Raw genomic sequence first — 14,697 nt, 5'->3', positions numbered from 1 at the left:
TTGTGCCGGTGTCCCTGGCTTGCGATGATGCAGGCTGTTCGATCAGCCAGAGAGACGATGCGTGGACAAGTTCGAGGTCAAGCTGGACCAGGCCGCACGAGCCGCCTGGCTTTCCTATGTGGGTGGACAGACACAGGATGAGATCGCCGCACAGCTTGGGGTCTCCCGTCCGGGCGTGCAGCGACTGCTGGCGCTGGCCAGGCAGGAAGGCCTGGTCAAGGTCCATATCGACCACCCCGTGGCCCACTGCACCGCACTGTCCCAGGCCATCCGTGAACGTTTCGAACTGGACTACTGCGACGTGGTGCCTGCGTCCGCCACCGCCGAGGACAGTACCCCCTACCTGGCTGTGGCCGGCGCCGAGCGTCTGTCACGCATCATCGAGCGCAGCGAGCCGCAGACCCTGTCGCTGGGCTCCGGCCGCTCGATTCGTGCGACCGTGGAGGCCCTGAGCCGGATCGACCGTCCACGTCATCGCTTCGTCTCGCTGGTCGGCAACGTGGCCAGGGACGGCTCGTCCAACCGCTACGACGGGGTCATGGTGGCGGCGGACAAGACCGGCGGCGAGCGCTACCTGCTGCCGACGCCGGTGGTCGCCAGTTCGGTCGAGGAGAAGCGGGCGCTGGCGGCACAGCCGCTGTTTCGCGCCATCGGCGAGGTGGCCGAGCAGGCCAGCGCGGCCTTCGTCGGGGTAGGGCGGATCGATCGCCAGGCGACGCTGTTTCAGGATCATTTCATCAGCGAGTCGGAACTCGACGAGCTGCTGGCGCTGGACGCCGTGGGAGAGCTGGTGGGCTGGCCGATGGATGCCGATGGCCGGTTGATCGACTGTTCCACCAGTCAGCGAGTGACCAGCCTGCCGCTGACCACGCTGAAGCGTCAGGCGATGGTGGCGGTGGCCGGTGGCCGCGACAAGGGGCCGGCCATCCTGGCCGCGCTGCGCGGCGGCTGGCTGACCAGTCTGATCACCGACGATCAGGCGGCGCGCTATATCGTCGAGCGCCTTTCCTCGCAAATCTAGGCAGCACGGCTGCTGTATCGTCGAGCGCCTTTGCCTGGCCCCCTTCCTGACACCCTCGCGCCCCGGCGGCTCGCCGGGGCGCGAGGGTGTTGTCTGATGCGCTTCTTCGTCACTTCGTGTGGATCTGGCCTGCTTGCCTTCACGCCTGCTGGTGCTGCAACTGCTGCTCCTTGCGCGCGGTGATCGCCTTGAGCTTGAGCGATGCCAGCATCCCGACGATGCCCATGCAGGCGATGTAGCCGAAGTACAGCTGGTAGGCGGTGACCGCCTCGAAGCGTGCCGACAGGAAGCTGTAGATCTGCGGCAGGAAGATGTCCGGGGTGTAGGCGAGCAGCGAGATTACGCCGATGGCCAGTCCCGCCACCTCCATGGAAATATCGCAGTCATCGAGTATCGCCCAGTACAGTCCGCGCAACGCATAGGTGAGCACACCGATCATCAGCACCACCGCCAGCAAGGCCACCGTGCCCACCGAGGTCGGCATCAGGATCAAGGTGGCCAGAAAGGCGGTGGCGCCCAGGAACAGCAGTGCCAGCACATTGGTCTTGCCGAAGCGGTCACCGAGAAAGCCGGCGGTGATGCCGCCGATAGGGCGCATCCACAGCTTGGCCACGGTGATGGCGCCGGCGGCGACGGCGGTGACGCCATATCCCTCCTGGACATAGGCCGAGAAGGAATAGGTCGCCCAGAACAGCTGGTAGCCGCACAGGATGATAAGCGCAACCAGCCACAGCGCCGGAATCGACGCCAGATGCTTGAGGTCGGCGAGTACATTGCCGCTGGTCTTGATCTTCTTGGCGCGTATCTCTGAGCCGTCATGGCGAGTGAAGAAGATGAAGGTCAAGGCGGCGATCACCAGACAGGTGAACGAATACATGTAGACCACCACCTTGAGCGCCTCGGTGGTGTTGTCCTGCTGGTCGTTGAGGTAGTACGCGAACAGGCTGATCGCAATGGTCGCCAGGATCGCCTCGATCAGTCCGCGCCCGCCATCGAGGATACCGAAGAAGCGACCCTGCTCGTCTTTCTTGGCCAGCATCTTCACCCCCTTCAGCATCGCCGACCAGAAGGTCAGCCCCGAGGTCAGGCCCCAGCCGAGAAACACCATCGTCAGCATGACGCCGGAAGGGATGGTCGCGAACAGTAATCCGAGCAGCCCGGTGCCGGCCATGGAGACCGTCACCAGCAGGCGGGGCGAGAACTTGTCGGCGAGCCAGCCGCTGGGCAGGTAGCACAGGAAGAACACGACACCCAGCATGGAATAGAAGTTACCGAGTTCACTCGAGGTGATGTTGAAGACCTCGAGGATCGGTGTTTCGAAATTCTGGCGCAGGTAGAGCAGGGGATAGATGGACCCTGCCGCCAGCAGCATCAGACTGAACTGGAAGTAGCGCTTGCGATTGGACTTGTTGGCGATGGCCGGAGGCAGAGCAGCGTGGTCTGTCATTGTTGTGGCTCCCTCGATCCAGGATCGATTGGCGTGGCATGCGTGGTGGCGTGGGGCCTGCAGGCATGCTCGGCGAGGCCCTGGCCGGCGCTTCACGCAAGGGCCCCGGGGCACCGGACGAGAAGGCAGGGAAATAAATGACAGGTCGCGCGGTGGATCTGCAGAAGTGCCGCAAAGGACGCATCGAACTGCCGGATCAGCGATCGATCGAAGCCTAGGAGGCGGGTCTGAGAGCGTCAATTTTATTCCATATAGGGAATAAGATTTCTATATATGGAAAATAAGGAGAGTATTGGGTTAGTCGATTGATTTTAAAGAAAGTGCTGACTGTTACAACGGCTTTTCGAGGTAAGGGGCCAGGCTGAAGCCAGGGGCGGGAAAATACCATGGGAAGATGAAAAGCCTTTAAACAACAAGGTAATGAAGAGGCTGAATATCTAATATTTGCTGTTTTGTGCGAGCTCGGTGAAGGCCAGACGTTTGGCTGATTTACGTCGATGAGTGGTTGCCGGGGCAGGGGCTGAAAGGCGTCCGTGTACCGCTAAAGTCTAAAGCTATCGGCTTTGCGTTTTGTGTGGCTGTGTTCGATCATTTGATCATCAAGTGATTTGATTGATCATTTTCTGGGTGAGGTATCCGCAGCGTTGGCTTGCTCGGATGCACGCAATGCCCGACCACCACGACGAGTCCGAGGATTCGCGTCGGCGGTACAACAATATCCCCGCCAAGCGGGTAACGATCAGGAGTGCGCCATGAAGCCGTCTTACACCCTCCGTCCTCTTTGCGCGGCGCTGTCCAGGCCGCTGGTGCCGGCAAGTGCGCTGGTGCTGTCGCTGGGCGCGTCAGCCGCCCAGGCCGAGACCATCACCGTGGCTACCGTCAACAACAACGACATGGTGATCATGCAGAGCCTGACCGAAGCGTTCGAGAAGGCGCATCCGGACATCACCCTCGACTGGGTGGTACTGGAAGAGAACGTGCTGCGTCAGCGCATGACCACGGATATCGCCACCCAGGGTGGCCAGTTCGACGTCATGACCATCGGCAGTTACGAGGCCCCGATCTGGGCCGAGCGGGGCTGGCTCGAGCCGCTGGATGATCTGCCCGAGAGCTATCAGGTCGATGACCTGCTGGGACCCGTGCGCGATGGCCTGAGTCACGAAGGTAGCCTCTACGCGCTGCCGTTCTACGCCGAAAGCTCGATGCTCTACTACCGCAAGGATCTGTTCGCCGAGGCCGGTATCGAGATGCCCGAGCAGCCCACCTGGAGCCAGGTGCGTGACTGGGCAGAAGCCCTGCACGACGACGACGGCGAAGTGGCCGGCATCTGTCTGCGTGGCAAGCCGGGCTGGGGCGAGAACATGGCCTTCGTTTCCACCCTGACCAACACCTTCGGCGGCCGCTGGTTCGACATGGACTGGAACGCCCAGATCGACAGCCCGGCCTGGCAGGAGGCGGTCGCCTTCTACGTCGACCTGCTCGACAACTACGGTCCGGCCGGTGCCAGCTCCAACGGCTTCAACGAAAACCTGGCGCTGTTCTCGCGCGGCAACTGCGCCATGTGGGTGGACGCCACCTCGGCGGCGGGCAAGCTGTTCGATGCCGATGAGTCCCAGGTCGCCGACCAGCTTGGCTTCGCCCCGGCGCCGGTGGCCGAGACCCCCAAGGGCTCTCACTGGCTGTGGGCCTGGGCGCTGGCCATCCCCGCTTCTTCGGATGCCAAGGATGCGGCTCGTCAGTTCGTGACCTGGGCCACCTCGCCTGAATACGTGGCCTTGGTCGGCGAGCGTGAAGGCTGGACCAGCGTGCCCCCCGGCACCCGCCAGTCCACCTACGACAACGCCGAGTACATCGAGGCCGCGCCCTTCGCCAGCTTCGTGGTCGACGCCATCAGCAAGGCCGACCCGCTCGACTCGAGCCTCGAGCCGAACCCCTACGTGGGCGTCCAGTTCGTCGGCATCCCCGAGTTCCAGGCCATCGGCACCCAGGTCGGCCAGATGGTGGCCTCGGCCCTGACCGGCGAGACCAGCGTCGAGCAGGCGTTGTCCGCCGCCCAGCGGGCCACCGAGCGCACCATGAAGCGCGCCGGCTATACCGACTGAAGCTCGTTCGTGGGCCGGCCTCCACGGTCGGCCCCTGGCTCCGATCGCCTGCGGACTTACCCCGCAGGCCTGACCAAGCGTGATCTCCCATGAACAAGAACCGTACTTCCGGGCGCACCGTCGGAGGGCTTCGCACCCTCTCGCTGCAGGCGCCGGCCGTTACTCTGCTGCTGCTGTGGATGATCGTGCCGCTGGCGATGACCGTCTGGTTCTCGTTTCAGCGCTACAACCTGTTGATGCCGAGCATGACCGGCTTTGCCGGTTTCGAGAACTACGAATACCTGCTGACCGACCCGGCGCTGTGGTCGGCGATGGGCACCACCCTGCTGCTGGTGGGCTGGGTACTGGCCATCACCGTGGTCGGTGGCACCCTGCTGGCGGTGCTGTTCCAGCAGGACTTCATGGGGCGCGGCGTCGCCCGAGTGCTGGCGATCTCGCCGTTCTTCGTGATGCCCACGGTCAGCGCCCTGGTGTGGAAGAACATGATGATGCACCCGGCCAACGGCGTATTCGCCTGGCTCGCCGAGAGCCTGGGGCTGCCGGCGGTGGACTGGTTCTCGAGCCTGCCGCTGACCTCGATCATCATCATCGTGTCCTGGCAGTGGCTGCCCTTTGCGCTGCTGATCCTGCTGACCGCGATGCAGTCGCTGGATGACGATCAGGTCGAGGCAGCACGCATGGATGGTGCGGGCCCGGTGGCGATCTTCTTCTACATCACCCTGCCGCACCTGAAGCGTGCCATCAGCGTGGTGGTGATGATCGAGATGATCTTCCTGCTGACGATCTTTGCCGAAATCTTCGTCACCACCTCGGGTGGACCGGGGCTGGCCACCACCAACCTGGCCTACCTGATCTACATCCGCGCGCTGCTCGACTTCGACGTGGGCACCGCCTCCGCCGGCGGCGTCATCGCCATCATCCTGGCCAACATCGTCGCCATCTTCCTGGTGCGCATGGTGGCCAAGAACCTCGAGCAGTAGCGCCTTGCGGCCGCTGACGACCCATCGACCAACAACAAGCTGACGAGGTGCACCACATGACCACCACCACTACCACCGGCGACAGCGTCAAGGCGCCGGTCGCCGACGCCGGGCGAGGTGCCTCGGCCCTGCGCGCCCAGCGCAGGCGCAAGTTCGGCATCACCCTGCTGGGCTGGGGCGTGGCCCTGATCATCTTCTTTCCGATCTTCTGGATGATCGTCACCGGCTTCAAGACCGAAGCCGAGGCCATCGCCGATCCCAGCCTGATCTTCACCCCGACACTGGAAAGCTATGTCGAGGTACAGGAGCGGGCCGACTATCTCAAGTTCGCCTGGAACAGCGTTGTCGTTTCCTTTGGTTCGACCCTGCTGGCGCTGTTGATCGCAGTGCCCTCGGCCTATGCCATGGCCTTTTTGCCGACCAAGCGCACCAAGGGCACCCTGCTGTGGATGCTGTCCACCAAGATGCTGCCCTCGGTGGGCGTGCTGGTACCGATCTATCTGCTGTTTCGCGACTTCGGCCTGCTCGATACCCGCATCGGCCTGACCATCGTCTACACCTTGATGAACCTGCCGATCGTGGTGTGGATGCTTTACACCTTCTTCAAGGACCTGCCCAGGGAGATTCTGGAAGCGGGCCGCATGGACGGTGCCAGCACCTTCCAGGAGGTGTGGTACCTGCTGCTGCCGCTGACCCTGCCGGGGATCGCTTCCACCGGATTGCTGTCGGTGATCCTGAGCTGGAACGAGGCCTTCTGGAGCCTGAACCTGACCACCTCTCAGGCGGCGCCGTTGACCGCCTACATCGCTTCCTTCTCCAGCCCCGAGGGACTGTTCTGGGCCAAGCTGTCGGCGGCCTCGACCATGGCCATCGCGCCGATCCTGATTTTTGGTTGGTTGACTCAGAAGCAAATGGTCCGTGGTCTGACCTTTGGCGCGGTGAAGTGAGCGATCTTCGGCGCGGTGAGGTGACCGGCCTTCGGCGCGATGAAAAAACCGATCTTCGGCGCGGTGAACGACGCACCGGCAGACAGATATTTCAGGCGGCGCCGAGGCGCCCCTGACAGAACTTCGAGGACAACAAGATGGCAACACTGACACTCAACCAGGTGGTCAAGAGCTTCGGCGACACCCACGTCATCAAGGGCGTCGATCTGGAGGTCAAGGACCAGGAATTCGTGGTCTTCGTCGGCCCGTCCGGCTGCGGCAAGTCGACCCTTTTGCGGATGATCGCGGGACTCGAAAGCACCAGTGACGGCGATATCGTCATCGACGGCCAGCGGGTCAACGACCTGGGGCCGGCGGAGCGGGGGCTGGCCATGGTGTTCCAGAGCTATGCGCTGTACCCCCACATGACGGTGGAGGACAACATGGGCTTCAGCCTCAAGCTGGCGGGGGTGTCCCAGCAGGAACGCCGCCAGAAAGTGCTGGACGCGGCGAAGATCCTGCAGCTGGAGCCCCTACTCGAGCGCAAGCCCAAGGCGCTTTCCGGCGGTCAGCGCCAGCGTGTGGCGATCGGCCGCGCCATCGTGCGCAACCCCAGCATCTTCCTGTTCGACGAGCCATTGTCCAACCTGGATGCGGCGCTTCGGGTACAGATGCGCATCGAACTGGCGCGTCTGCACGAAGAGCTCAAGGCGACCATGATCTATGTGACCCATGACCAGATCGAGGCCATGACCATGGCCGACAAGATCGTGGTGCTCCAGGGCGGCGTGGTGGAACAGGTCGGCTCGCCGATGGAGCTGTATCACCATCCGCGCAATCGTTTCGTGGCGGGGTTCATCGGCTCGCCCAAGATGAACTTCCTGAAGGTCGAGGCCGTTGCCGGCGACGCCCAGGGGGTCGAGGTGCGTGTGCCGGGCGGCGATACCGTCAAGGTGCCGGTGGAAGGCGACGAGGTGGCCCAGGGCCAGGCGCTGGAGCTCGGCATCCGTCCCGAGCATCTGATGCTCGACGACCAGGGACCGCTGAAGGCCAGCGTCAGCGTGATCGAGCGGCTGGGCGGACAGACCTCGCTGTACGTGGAGATGGACGGCGACTTGCTGACGCTGATGGTGGATGGCGACGTGACCCACCGGGTGGGAGACGAGATTCGCTTCGGCTTCGAGCCGGGCCGGGCACATCTGTTCGGTGAGCAGGGTCTGGCGCTGGCAAGCCTGGAGCGTCACCCGCTGGCATCGCTGACCCGCCAGGACAATCGTGCCGCCAGTACCGCGGAAGCCTGAGGAGCGACCATGACGACCCTGATCTTCGACTGCGATGGCGTGCTGGTGGACAGTGAGGTGATCGCCGAGGCGACCCTGGCCGATCGGCTGGCCGAGTGGCTACCCGACCTCGACGTAGAGGCGGCCCTGAATGAAGCCCTGGGCCGCACCACCGCGGCGATTCTCGAGCTTCTCGACGGCCAGAGCGCCCACGCGCTGCCCAAGGAGGCGCTGGCCCTGCTCGACGACGAGATCGACGCCCGCCTCGCTCGCGAACTCACCGCCATCGATGGCGTGGCGCAGGCGCTGGCGGCGATTCCCGGTACCAAGGCGGTGGTCTCCAACAGTCGTCGTCAGCGGGTCGTCGCCTCGTTGTCGCGTACCGGTCTGGATCAGGTACTGGGCACGGCGCCGATCTTCTGTGCCGAGCAGGTCGACAAGCCCAAGCCCGATCCCGGTGTCTACCTGCTGGCCGCCGAGACCCTGGGGGTCAGCCCTGGTGCCTGCCTGGTGGTCGAGGACTCCATCGCCGGTGCCAGCGCCGCGCTGGCCGCCGGCATGACGGTCATCGGCTTCGTCGGGGCAAGCCATCTGCCCGCCGATCACGCCGAACGGCTCAGCCAACTCGGTGTGTGGCAGGTGATGACCCATATGGCGCAATTGCCCGCCCTGGTGTCCAACTGGCAGCAGCGTCAGCAGGCCAGCGTATGAAAGACGCCTCTGTTGGCCCGGTGGCGGGCAAGCTCCAGGACAAGACCGCCGTGATCACCGGTGGTGCACGCGGGATCGGGCTCGCCATCGCCCGGCGTTACGCCGAGGAGGGCGCGCGCGTGGTGATCGCGGATGTCGACAGCGAGGCCATCGACGAGGCGCTGGAAGGTTTCGACCGTGAGCGTGCGATGGGTACTGCGCTGGATGTCCGCGACAACACCGCCATCACTGCTATGGTTCGAAAGGTAGAGAAACGTTTTGGCGCTATCGACGTGCTGGTCAATAATGCGGCGGTATTTGGCATGGCGCCGGTGCTCGAGGTGGATGAGGCCGACTTCGAGCGCCAGTTCGCGGTCAACGTCAAGGGGCTGTTCTTCACCCTGCAGGCGGTGGCCAGGGCGATGGTCGAGGCGAAACGTGGCGGTGTCGTCATCAATATGGCCTCCCAGGCCGGGCGGCGTGGCGAGCCTCTGGTCAGCACCTATTGCGCCACCAAGGCAGCGGTGATCAGTCTGACCCAGTCCTGCGCGCTGGACCTGATTCGCCACGGTATCCGTGTCAACGCTATCGCCCCGGGGGTGGTCGATACCCCCATGTGGGACGAGGTCGACGCCCTGTTCGCCCGCTACGAGGGACGCCCCCTCGGCGAGAAGAAGCGACTGGTCGGCGAGGCGGTGCCCTGTGGCCGCATGGGGCGACCGGACGATTACGCCGGCGCTGCGGTGTTTCTGGCCAGCGCCGACAGCGACTATGTCATCGCCCAGACCCTGAACGTCGATGGCGGCAATTGGATGAGTTGAGCCACGGGCACGAGCGAGGTGACAGATGACCCCCACCATGGAAGCGATCGCTGACGAACTGCTGACGCGCAGCGAGGGCAGGGCGCGCTATATCGTTGCTCTGGCCGGCCCGCCGGGGGCCGGCAAGTCCTTTCGCTCCGCCTGGCTGGCGCGTCAGCTCAACGAGCGGCAACCCGGCGTCGCCGAGGTGGTGCCCATGGATGGCTATCACTTCGACAACGGCGTGCTGGAATCGCAGGGGCTGCTGCCCATCAAGGGCGCGCCGGAAACCTTCGATGTGGATGGCCTGCGCCATGACCTGGCGCGGCTGAAGCGAGCCGACCGGGACGTGGCCGTACCGGTATTCGACCGACCGCTGGACCTGGCGCGTGCCGGTGCTCGGGTGATCACGCCCGGTCATCGGGTGCTGATCGTCGAGGGCAACTACCTGCTGCTGGATCACGGGCCCTGGCCGGCGCTGGCGGACTACTTCGACTTCAGCCTGTTTCTCGAGGTCGCCGATACGGTGCTCGAGCAGCGATTGATCGAGCGCTGGCTCGGCATGGGCCAGGACCAGGCCGGGGCCATCGCCAAGACCCGGGACAAGGACATGCTCAACGCGCGCCTGATCAAGACCCGCTCGATCACCGCCGATCTCCACTGGCACTAGCCAATCCCATTTTTGGAAAGCGGCTCTGCTTTCTCATTGTTCATCTGGCGGAGAGCCTTCATGACACGACTTTGCAACGCGGAACTGGCTGGCCTCGCTCCGCATATCTCGGTGCCCAGCTACGATCGTCGGGCGCTGACACCGGGCATCGCCCATTTCGGCGTCGGCGGTTTTCATCGGGCCCATCAGGCCATGTACCTGGATCGTCTGATGGAAGCCGGGCAGGCCCATGACTGGGGTATCGTCGGCATCGGCGTGATGCCAGGCGACAAGCGCATGCAGGAGGCGCTGGCCAGCCAGGACCACCTCTATACCCTGGTGGTCAAGCATCCCGATGGCGCGCTGGAACCCCGCGTCATCGGTTCGATCATCGATTACCGCTTCGCGCCGGACGACCCCGAGGCGGTGATAGAGACACTGTCGGACCCGACCATCCGGATCGTCTCGTTGACGGTGACCGAGGGCGGCTACAACGTCCACCCGGTCACCGGCGAGTTCGATCTCGATGCCGCCGAGGTGGTGTATGACCTGTGCAACCCCGAGCGTCCGCGTACCAGTTTTGGCTTGATCGTGGCGGCGATCGAGCGCCGGCGCGAGCGCGGCATCCCGCCCTTCACGGTGATGTCCTGCGACAACATCCCGGGCAACGGCGAGGTGGCGAGGCGCATGTTCACGGCCTTTGCCTACGCTCGTGATCGCGCGCTCGGGCAGTACGTCGAGGCGGAAGTGCCTTTCCCCAGTTCAATGGTCGATCGCATCACACCGATGACCACGCCGGGCGACATCGAGGAGCTTTCCGAGCGCTTCGGACTGGAAGACGCCTGGCCGGTGATCTGCGAACCCTTCACCCAATGGGTGCTGGAGGATCATTTTGCCAGTGACCGACCGGCGTTTGATGAGGTCGGCGTGCAGCTGGTCGAGGACGTCGAGCCCTACGAGCTGATGAAGCTCAGGTTGCTCAACGCAGGCCACCAGGCGCTTTGCTATGTCGGCTATCTGGCCGGCTATCGTTACGCCCATGAGGTCTGTCAGGATCCGCTGTTCATCGACTTCCTGCTTGGCTACATGGCCGAGGAGGGCAGCCCGACACTGCCTCCGGTCCCTGGCGTCGATCTCGATCAGTACCGGCACACCCTGATCGAGCGCTTCGCCAATCCCGAGGTGAGAGACACGCTATCGCGGCTTTGTGCTGAAAGCTCGGACCGAATCCCGAAGTGGCTGTTGCCGGTCATTCGTCACCAGCTCGAACACGGCGGCGAACTCAAGCGTTCTGCCGCGGTGGTGGCAAGCTGGGCGCGCTACGCCGAAGGCGTGGACGAGCAGGGCCAGCCCATCGTGATCGTCGATCGCTGGAAGGATCGGCTGACCGAGCTCGCCGGTTCCCAGCGCGAGCACCCCACTGCCTTTATCGAGAACCGTGAGCTGTTCGGGGATCTCGCCGACTCGCCGCGCTTCGTGGTGGCCTACGTCGAGGCGTTGAAGCTGTTGCAGGACAAGGGCGCCAGGGCGACCCTGGAGGCGCTGGCGTCCTGACCCACCGCTGAGCGCGTCGGCTTCGACGCACCGTGTCGATGCGCCAACGAGGAATCTTTTCATGTATCTCGGTGTGGATTGTGGCACCCAGAGCACCAAGGTGGTGGTGGTGGATCTGGCGCGTGGCGCCACCATTGGCGAGGCCAGTCGACCCCACCGCATGATCGAGGGCGCCAGGGGGCGGCGCGAGCAGGACCCGGCACAGTGGATCGAGGCCTTTATCGGCGCCTTCCACGCGGCGATCGCGTCGGCCGGTGTCAGCGCCGGTGATATCCGCGGCATCGGTGTCTCCGGCCAGCAGCATGGCATGGTGGCGCTGGATGCCAGGGATCAGGTGCTGTACCCGGCCAAGCTGTGGTGCGATACCGAGACCCATGCCCACAACCAGGCCCTGATCGGCGCTCTGGGCGGGGAAGAGGGCTGCCTGGCGCGGCTCGGCCTGGTGCCTCAGACCGGCTACACCGCCTCCAAGGTGGCCTGGCTGCGCGAGCATCATCGCGACATCTATGATCGCGTGGATGGCGTGCTGTTACCCCACGACTACCTCAATCTGTGGTTGACCGGCGAGCGTGTCAGCGAGGCGGGAGACGCCTCGGGTACCGGTTATTTCGATAGTCGCTCACGGCGCTGGAGTCCTGAGGTGTGGCAGTGGATCGCCCCTGAGCTGGACCCGGCCCGGGTGCTGCCAAGACTGATCGATTCCCGCGACACGGCAGGGCAGGTCCGGCCGGTGCTGGCCCGGGAGCTGGGGCTTTCCCCAGGAGTCGCGGTCGCCAGCGGCGGCGGAGACAATATGCTCGGCGCCATCGGCACCGGCAACATCGTGCCGGGCAAGGTAACCATCAGCCTTGGCACCTCGGGCACCGTCTGCGCCCACTCCGATCACCCGGTGCTGGCCGATTCCGCCATGGTCGCCAACTTCTGCGCCAGCCACGCGGGCTGGCTGCCGCTGGTCTGCACCATGAACACCACCTCGGCCACCAATCGCGTGCGTGAGCTGTTCGGTCTCGACCTGGCGGGGTTCAACCAGGCCCTGGTCCAGGCGCCTGTCGGCGCCGATGGCGTGACGGTCTTGCCGTTCTTCAACGGCGAACGGGTACCGAGCCTGCCCGAGGCCAGCGCCTCCTTTCTCGGCCTGACCAGCCGCAATACCAGCCCCGCCCATCTGTGTCGCGCGGTGGTGGAGGGCGCCACCTTCTGTCTGCGCTACGGCCTTGACCTGATGGGGCCGCTGGCTGACCAGGCACGCCAGATTCGGCTGATCGGCGGCGGCGCCCACAGCGCCGCCTGGCGCCAGATGGTGGCGGACATCACCGCCACCGAGGTGGTGTGCCCCCGGGTGACCGATGCCGCCGCTCTTGGCGGCGCCATCCAGGCGGCCTGGTGTGCCAGGGAGGGCGAGCTGGACGAGCTGTGTCAGGCGCTGGTGCAGCTGGATGAAGGCTCCCGGGCCGAGCCCGACGCAGGTCGGGTCAAGCGCTATGGCGAGGTCTACCTGGGCTGGCTGGTCGCCCTCGATCGTCTGCATGGATGACAGCGGAGGCTCTTGCATGGATGACAGCTGAGGCTCTTGCATAAGTGACAGCTGAGGCTCCGCCCGCTAGCGTTGGAAAAAGTCGGGCCAGCCCGCTCGTCTCAATGCCGTGCAGCGAGGACGCCATGCCTATTCCACCGCCATCGTCACCTTTACCGTCTGATTCGCCCACCTCACCGCCCGGCGCTTCATCCTCTGCTCCGTCCGTGGGCGAGGGCGCCACCAGCCCTGCCCAGCGCGAGATCCTGGCGCTGAGAGCGCTTGCGCTGTCCCGGGCGATCCATGCACGAGAGCTTAGTTGCCGCGAGGTGATGGACGCCTACCTGGCACAGATCGACGCGGCCAACCCGGTGGTCAACGCCATCGTCTCTCGCCGTGACCACGAGGTGCTGATGGAAGAGGCCGGGGAGTACGACCGCGAACTGGCGGCGGGGCGCTCTCGCGGCTGGCTCCACGGCATTCCCCAGGCGATCAAGGACCTTTCGGCCACGCGTGACCTGCCGACCTCGATGGGCTCGCCCTTGTTCAAGGATCAGGTGCCGCAGCAGGACGGCATCATGGTCAGGCGGATGCGCGAGGCCGGCGCCATCTTTGTCGGCAAGACCAACACGCCGGAGTTTGGCCTCGGTTCCCAGACCTACAACCGCGTCTTCGGCGCGACCCGCAACGCCTTCGATCCCGCCCTGTGCGCCGGTGGCTCCAGCGGCGGGGCCGCTGCCGCCCTGGCCATGCGCATGCTGCCGGTGGCCGATGGCAGCGACATGATGGGGTCTTTGCGAAACCCTGCCGCCTACCACAACCTGTTCGGGATGAGGCCTTCCTTCGGTCGCGTTCCCCATGGTCCTGGCCCTGATATCTTCGGCCACCAGTTGGCCACCGAAGGGCCCATGGCGCGCTGCGTCGGCGACCTTGCCAGGCTGCTGGCGACCCAGGCCGGGGCCCACCCCCGCGCTCCCCTGTCACTCGCCGATGATCCCGAGCGTCTCGCCGATCCGTTCGATGACGCTGACGCGGCGTCGGGCCTGCGTATCGGCTGGCTCGGCGACTGGCAGGGCTACCTGGCGATGGAAGAGGGAGTGCTGGACGTCTGCCAGGGGGCGTTGTCGGTGTTCGAGCGCCTCGGTGCCCGGGTCGAGCCGGTGGTGCCGGAGATGGCACCCGAGCGGCTGTGGCAAAGCTGGCTGGTGCTGCGCCAGTGGGCGGTGGCGGGCAGTCTGTCAGAGGTCTGGGCCGGCGATAGCCGTCGTTGCCAGCTCAAGCCCGAGGCCTGCTGGGAAGTCGAGCAGGGCATGGGCCGAACGGCGCTGGATGTGCACCGCGCCAACGTCGAGCGCAGTGCCTGGTACGCCTGCCTGCTCGGACTGTTCGAGCGCTTCGATGCGCTGGCCCTGCCCAGCGCCCAGGTATTTGCCTTCGACGTCGACACACCCTGGCCCGGGCAGATCGCCGGGCGAACGATGGACACCTACCATCGCTGGATGGAGGTGGTGATCGCCGGCTCCCTGTCGGGGTGCCCGGTGATCAATCTGCCCGCAGGCTTCAACCCGCACGGCCAGGCCATGGGCGTCCAGCTCATCGCTCCCCATCGCCGTGATCGCGACCTGCTGCGCTGGGGTCATGCCTTCGAGCAGGCCGCTCCCGACTGGCTCGAGCGCGAGCCCGAATGGCGTACGCCCGGGGCTCACCCGCCGCGTTGAGGCCGAGTCGCGCCACG

The 14,697-nt window shown here is 65.0% G+C and carries 12 protein-coding genes; 11 read left to right on the top strand and 1 reads right to left on the bottom strand.

Going from position 1 to position 14,697, the window contains the following annotated elements:
- Positions 1-61 precede the first annotated feature (61 nt).
- Positions 62-1,021: a sugar-binding transcriptional regulator gene (locus NFH98_RS17390; protein ID WP_045994626.1), complete on the top strand. Its 960-nt coding sequence runs from the start codon at positions 62-64 to the stop codon at positions 1,019-1,021.
- Between the two features lie 139 nt (positions 1,022-1,160).
- On the opposite strand, the gene NFH98_RS17385 is transcribed toward NFH98_RS17390, so the two are convergent.
- Positions 1,161-2,468: an MFS transporter gene (locus NFH98_RS17385; RefSeq protein ID WP_348827134.1), complete on the bottom strand. Its 1,308-nt coding sequence runs from the start codon at positions 2,466-2,468 to the stop codon at positions 1,161-1,163.
- 752 nt (positions 2,469-3,220) lie between these two features.
- On the opposite strand from NFH98_RS17385, the gene NFH98_RS17380 reads away from it, so the two are divergent.
- The 10 genes from NFH98_RS17380 to NFH98_RS17335 all read left to right on the top strand — a co-directional run bounded on the left by NFH98_RS17380 (position 3,221) and on the right by NFH98_RS17335 (position 14,680).
- Positions 3,221-4,570, top strand: a complete 1,350-nt coding sequence (locus tag NFH98_RS17380) for an ABC transporter substrate-binding protein (protein WP_108450158.1) — start codon at positions 3,221-3,223, stop codon at positions 4,568-4,570.
- An 89-nt stretch (positions 4,571-4,659) separates the two neighbouring features.
- Positions 4,660-5,550 (top strand): carbohydrate ABC transporter permease, encoded by an 891-nt coding sequence (locus tag NFH98_RS17375; RefSeq protein ID WP_045991261.1) that lies wholly within the window; start codon positions 4,660-4,662, stop codon positions 5,548-5,550.
- A gap of 56 nt (positions 5,551-5,606) precedes the next feature.
- Positions 5,607-6,497 carry a carbohydrate ABC transporter permease gene (locus tag NFH98_RS17370; RefSeq protein ID WP_045991260.1) on the top strand — a complete coding sequence of 297 codons (891 nt, stop codon included), beginning with the start codon at positions 5,607-5,609 and terminating at the stop codon, positions 6,495-6,497.
- Between the two features lie 137 nt (positions 6,498-6,634).
- The gene (locus NFH98_RS17365) at positions 6,635-7,777 is read left to right on the top strand and encodes an ABC transporter ATP-binding protein (protein WP_045991259.1); all 1,143 of its coding nucleotides are present in this window, start codon (positions 6,635-6,637) and stop codon (positions 7,775-7,777) included.
- 9 nt (positions 7,778-7,786) lie between these two features.
- Positions 7,787-8,467, top strand: a complete 681-nt coding sequence (locus NFH98_RS17360) for an HAD family hydrolase (RefSeq protein ID WP_348827131.1) — start codon at positions 7,787-7,789, stop codon at positions 8,465-8,467.
- On the top strand, positions 8,464-9,267 hold the full coding sequence (locus NFH98_RS17355; RefSeq protein ID WP_348827130.1) for an L-iditol 2-dehydrogenase: 804 nt from the start codon (positions 8,464-8,466) through the stop codon (positions 9,265-9,267). The genes NFH98_RS17360 and NFH98_RS17355 overlap by 4 nt, the downstream gene beginning before the upstream one ends.
- Before the next feature lie 25 nt (positions 9,268-9,292).
- Positions 9,293-9,916, top strand: coding sequence for a nucleoside triphosphate hydrolase (locus tag NFH98_RS17350; protein WP_108132238.1), 624 nt, complete (start codon positions 9,293-9,295; stop codon positions 9,914-9,916).
- Positions 9,917-9,976: 60 nt separating this feature from the next.
- Entirely contained in the window at positions 9,977-11,449 is a 1,473-nt protein-coding gene (locus NFH98_RS17345; RefSeq protein WP_108450155.1) for a mannitol dehydrogenase family protein, read from the top strand.
- Positions 11,450-11,510: 61 nt separating this feature from the next.
- Complete coding sequence (gene xylB, locus NFH98_RS17340) at positions 11,511-12,983, top strand: xylulokinase (protein ID WP_349622992.1); 1,473 nt, start codon at positions 11,511-11,513, stop codon at positions 12,981-12,983.
- Positions 12,984-13,108: 125 nt separating this feature from the next.
- Positions 13,109-14,680: an amidase gene (locus NFH98_RS17335; RefSeq protein ID WP_349622991.1), complete on the top strand. Its 1,572-nt coding sequence runs from the start codon at positions 13,109-13,111 to the stop codon at positions 14,678-14,680.
- Positions 14,681-14,697 lie beyond the last annotated feature (17 nt).

This window comes from Halomonas sp. H33-56, assembly GCF_040147035.1.
Classification (GTDB): Bacteria; Pseudomonadota; Gammaproteobacteria; order Pseudomonadales; family Halomonadaceae; genus Halomonas; species Halomonas litopenaei.
This window is presented reverse-complemented; position numbering and strand designations above follow the sequence as displayed.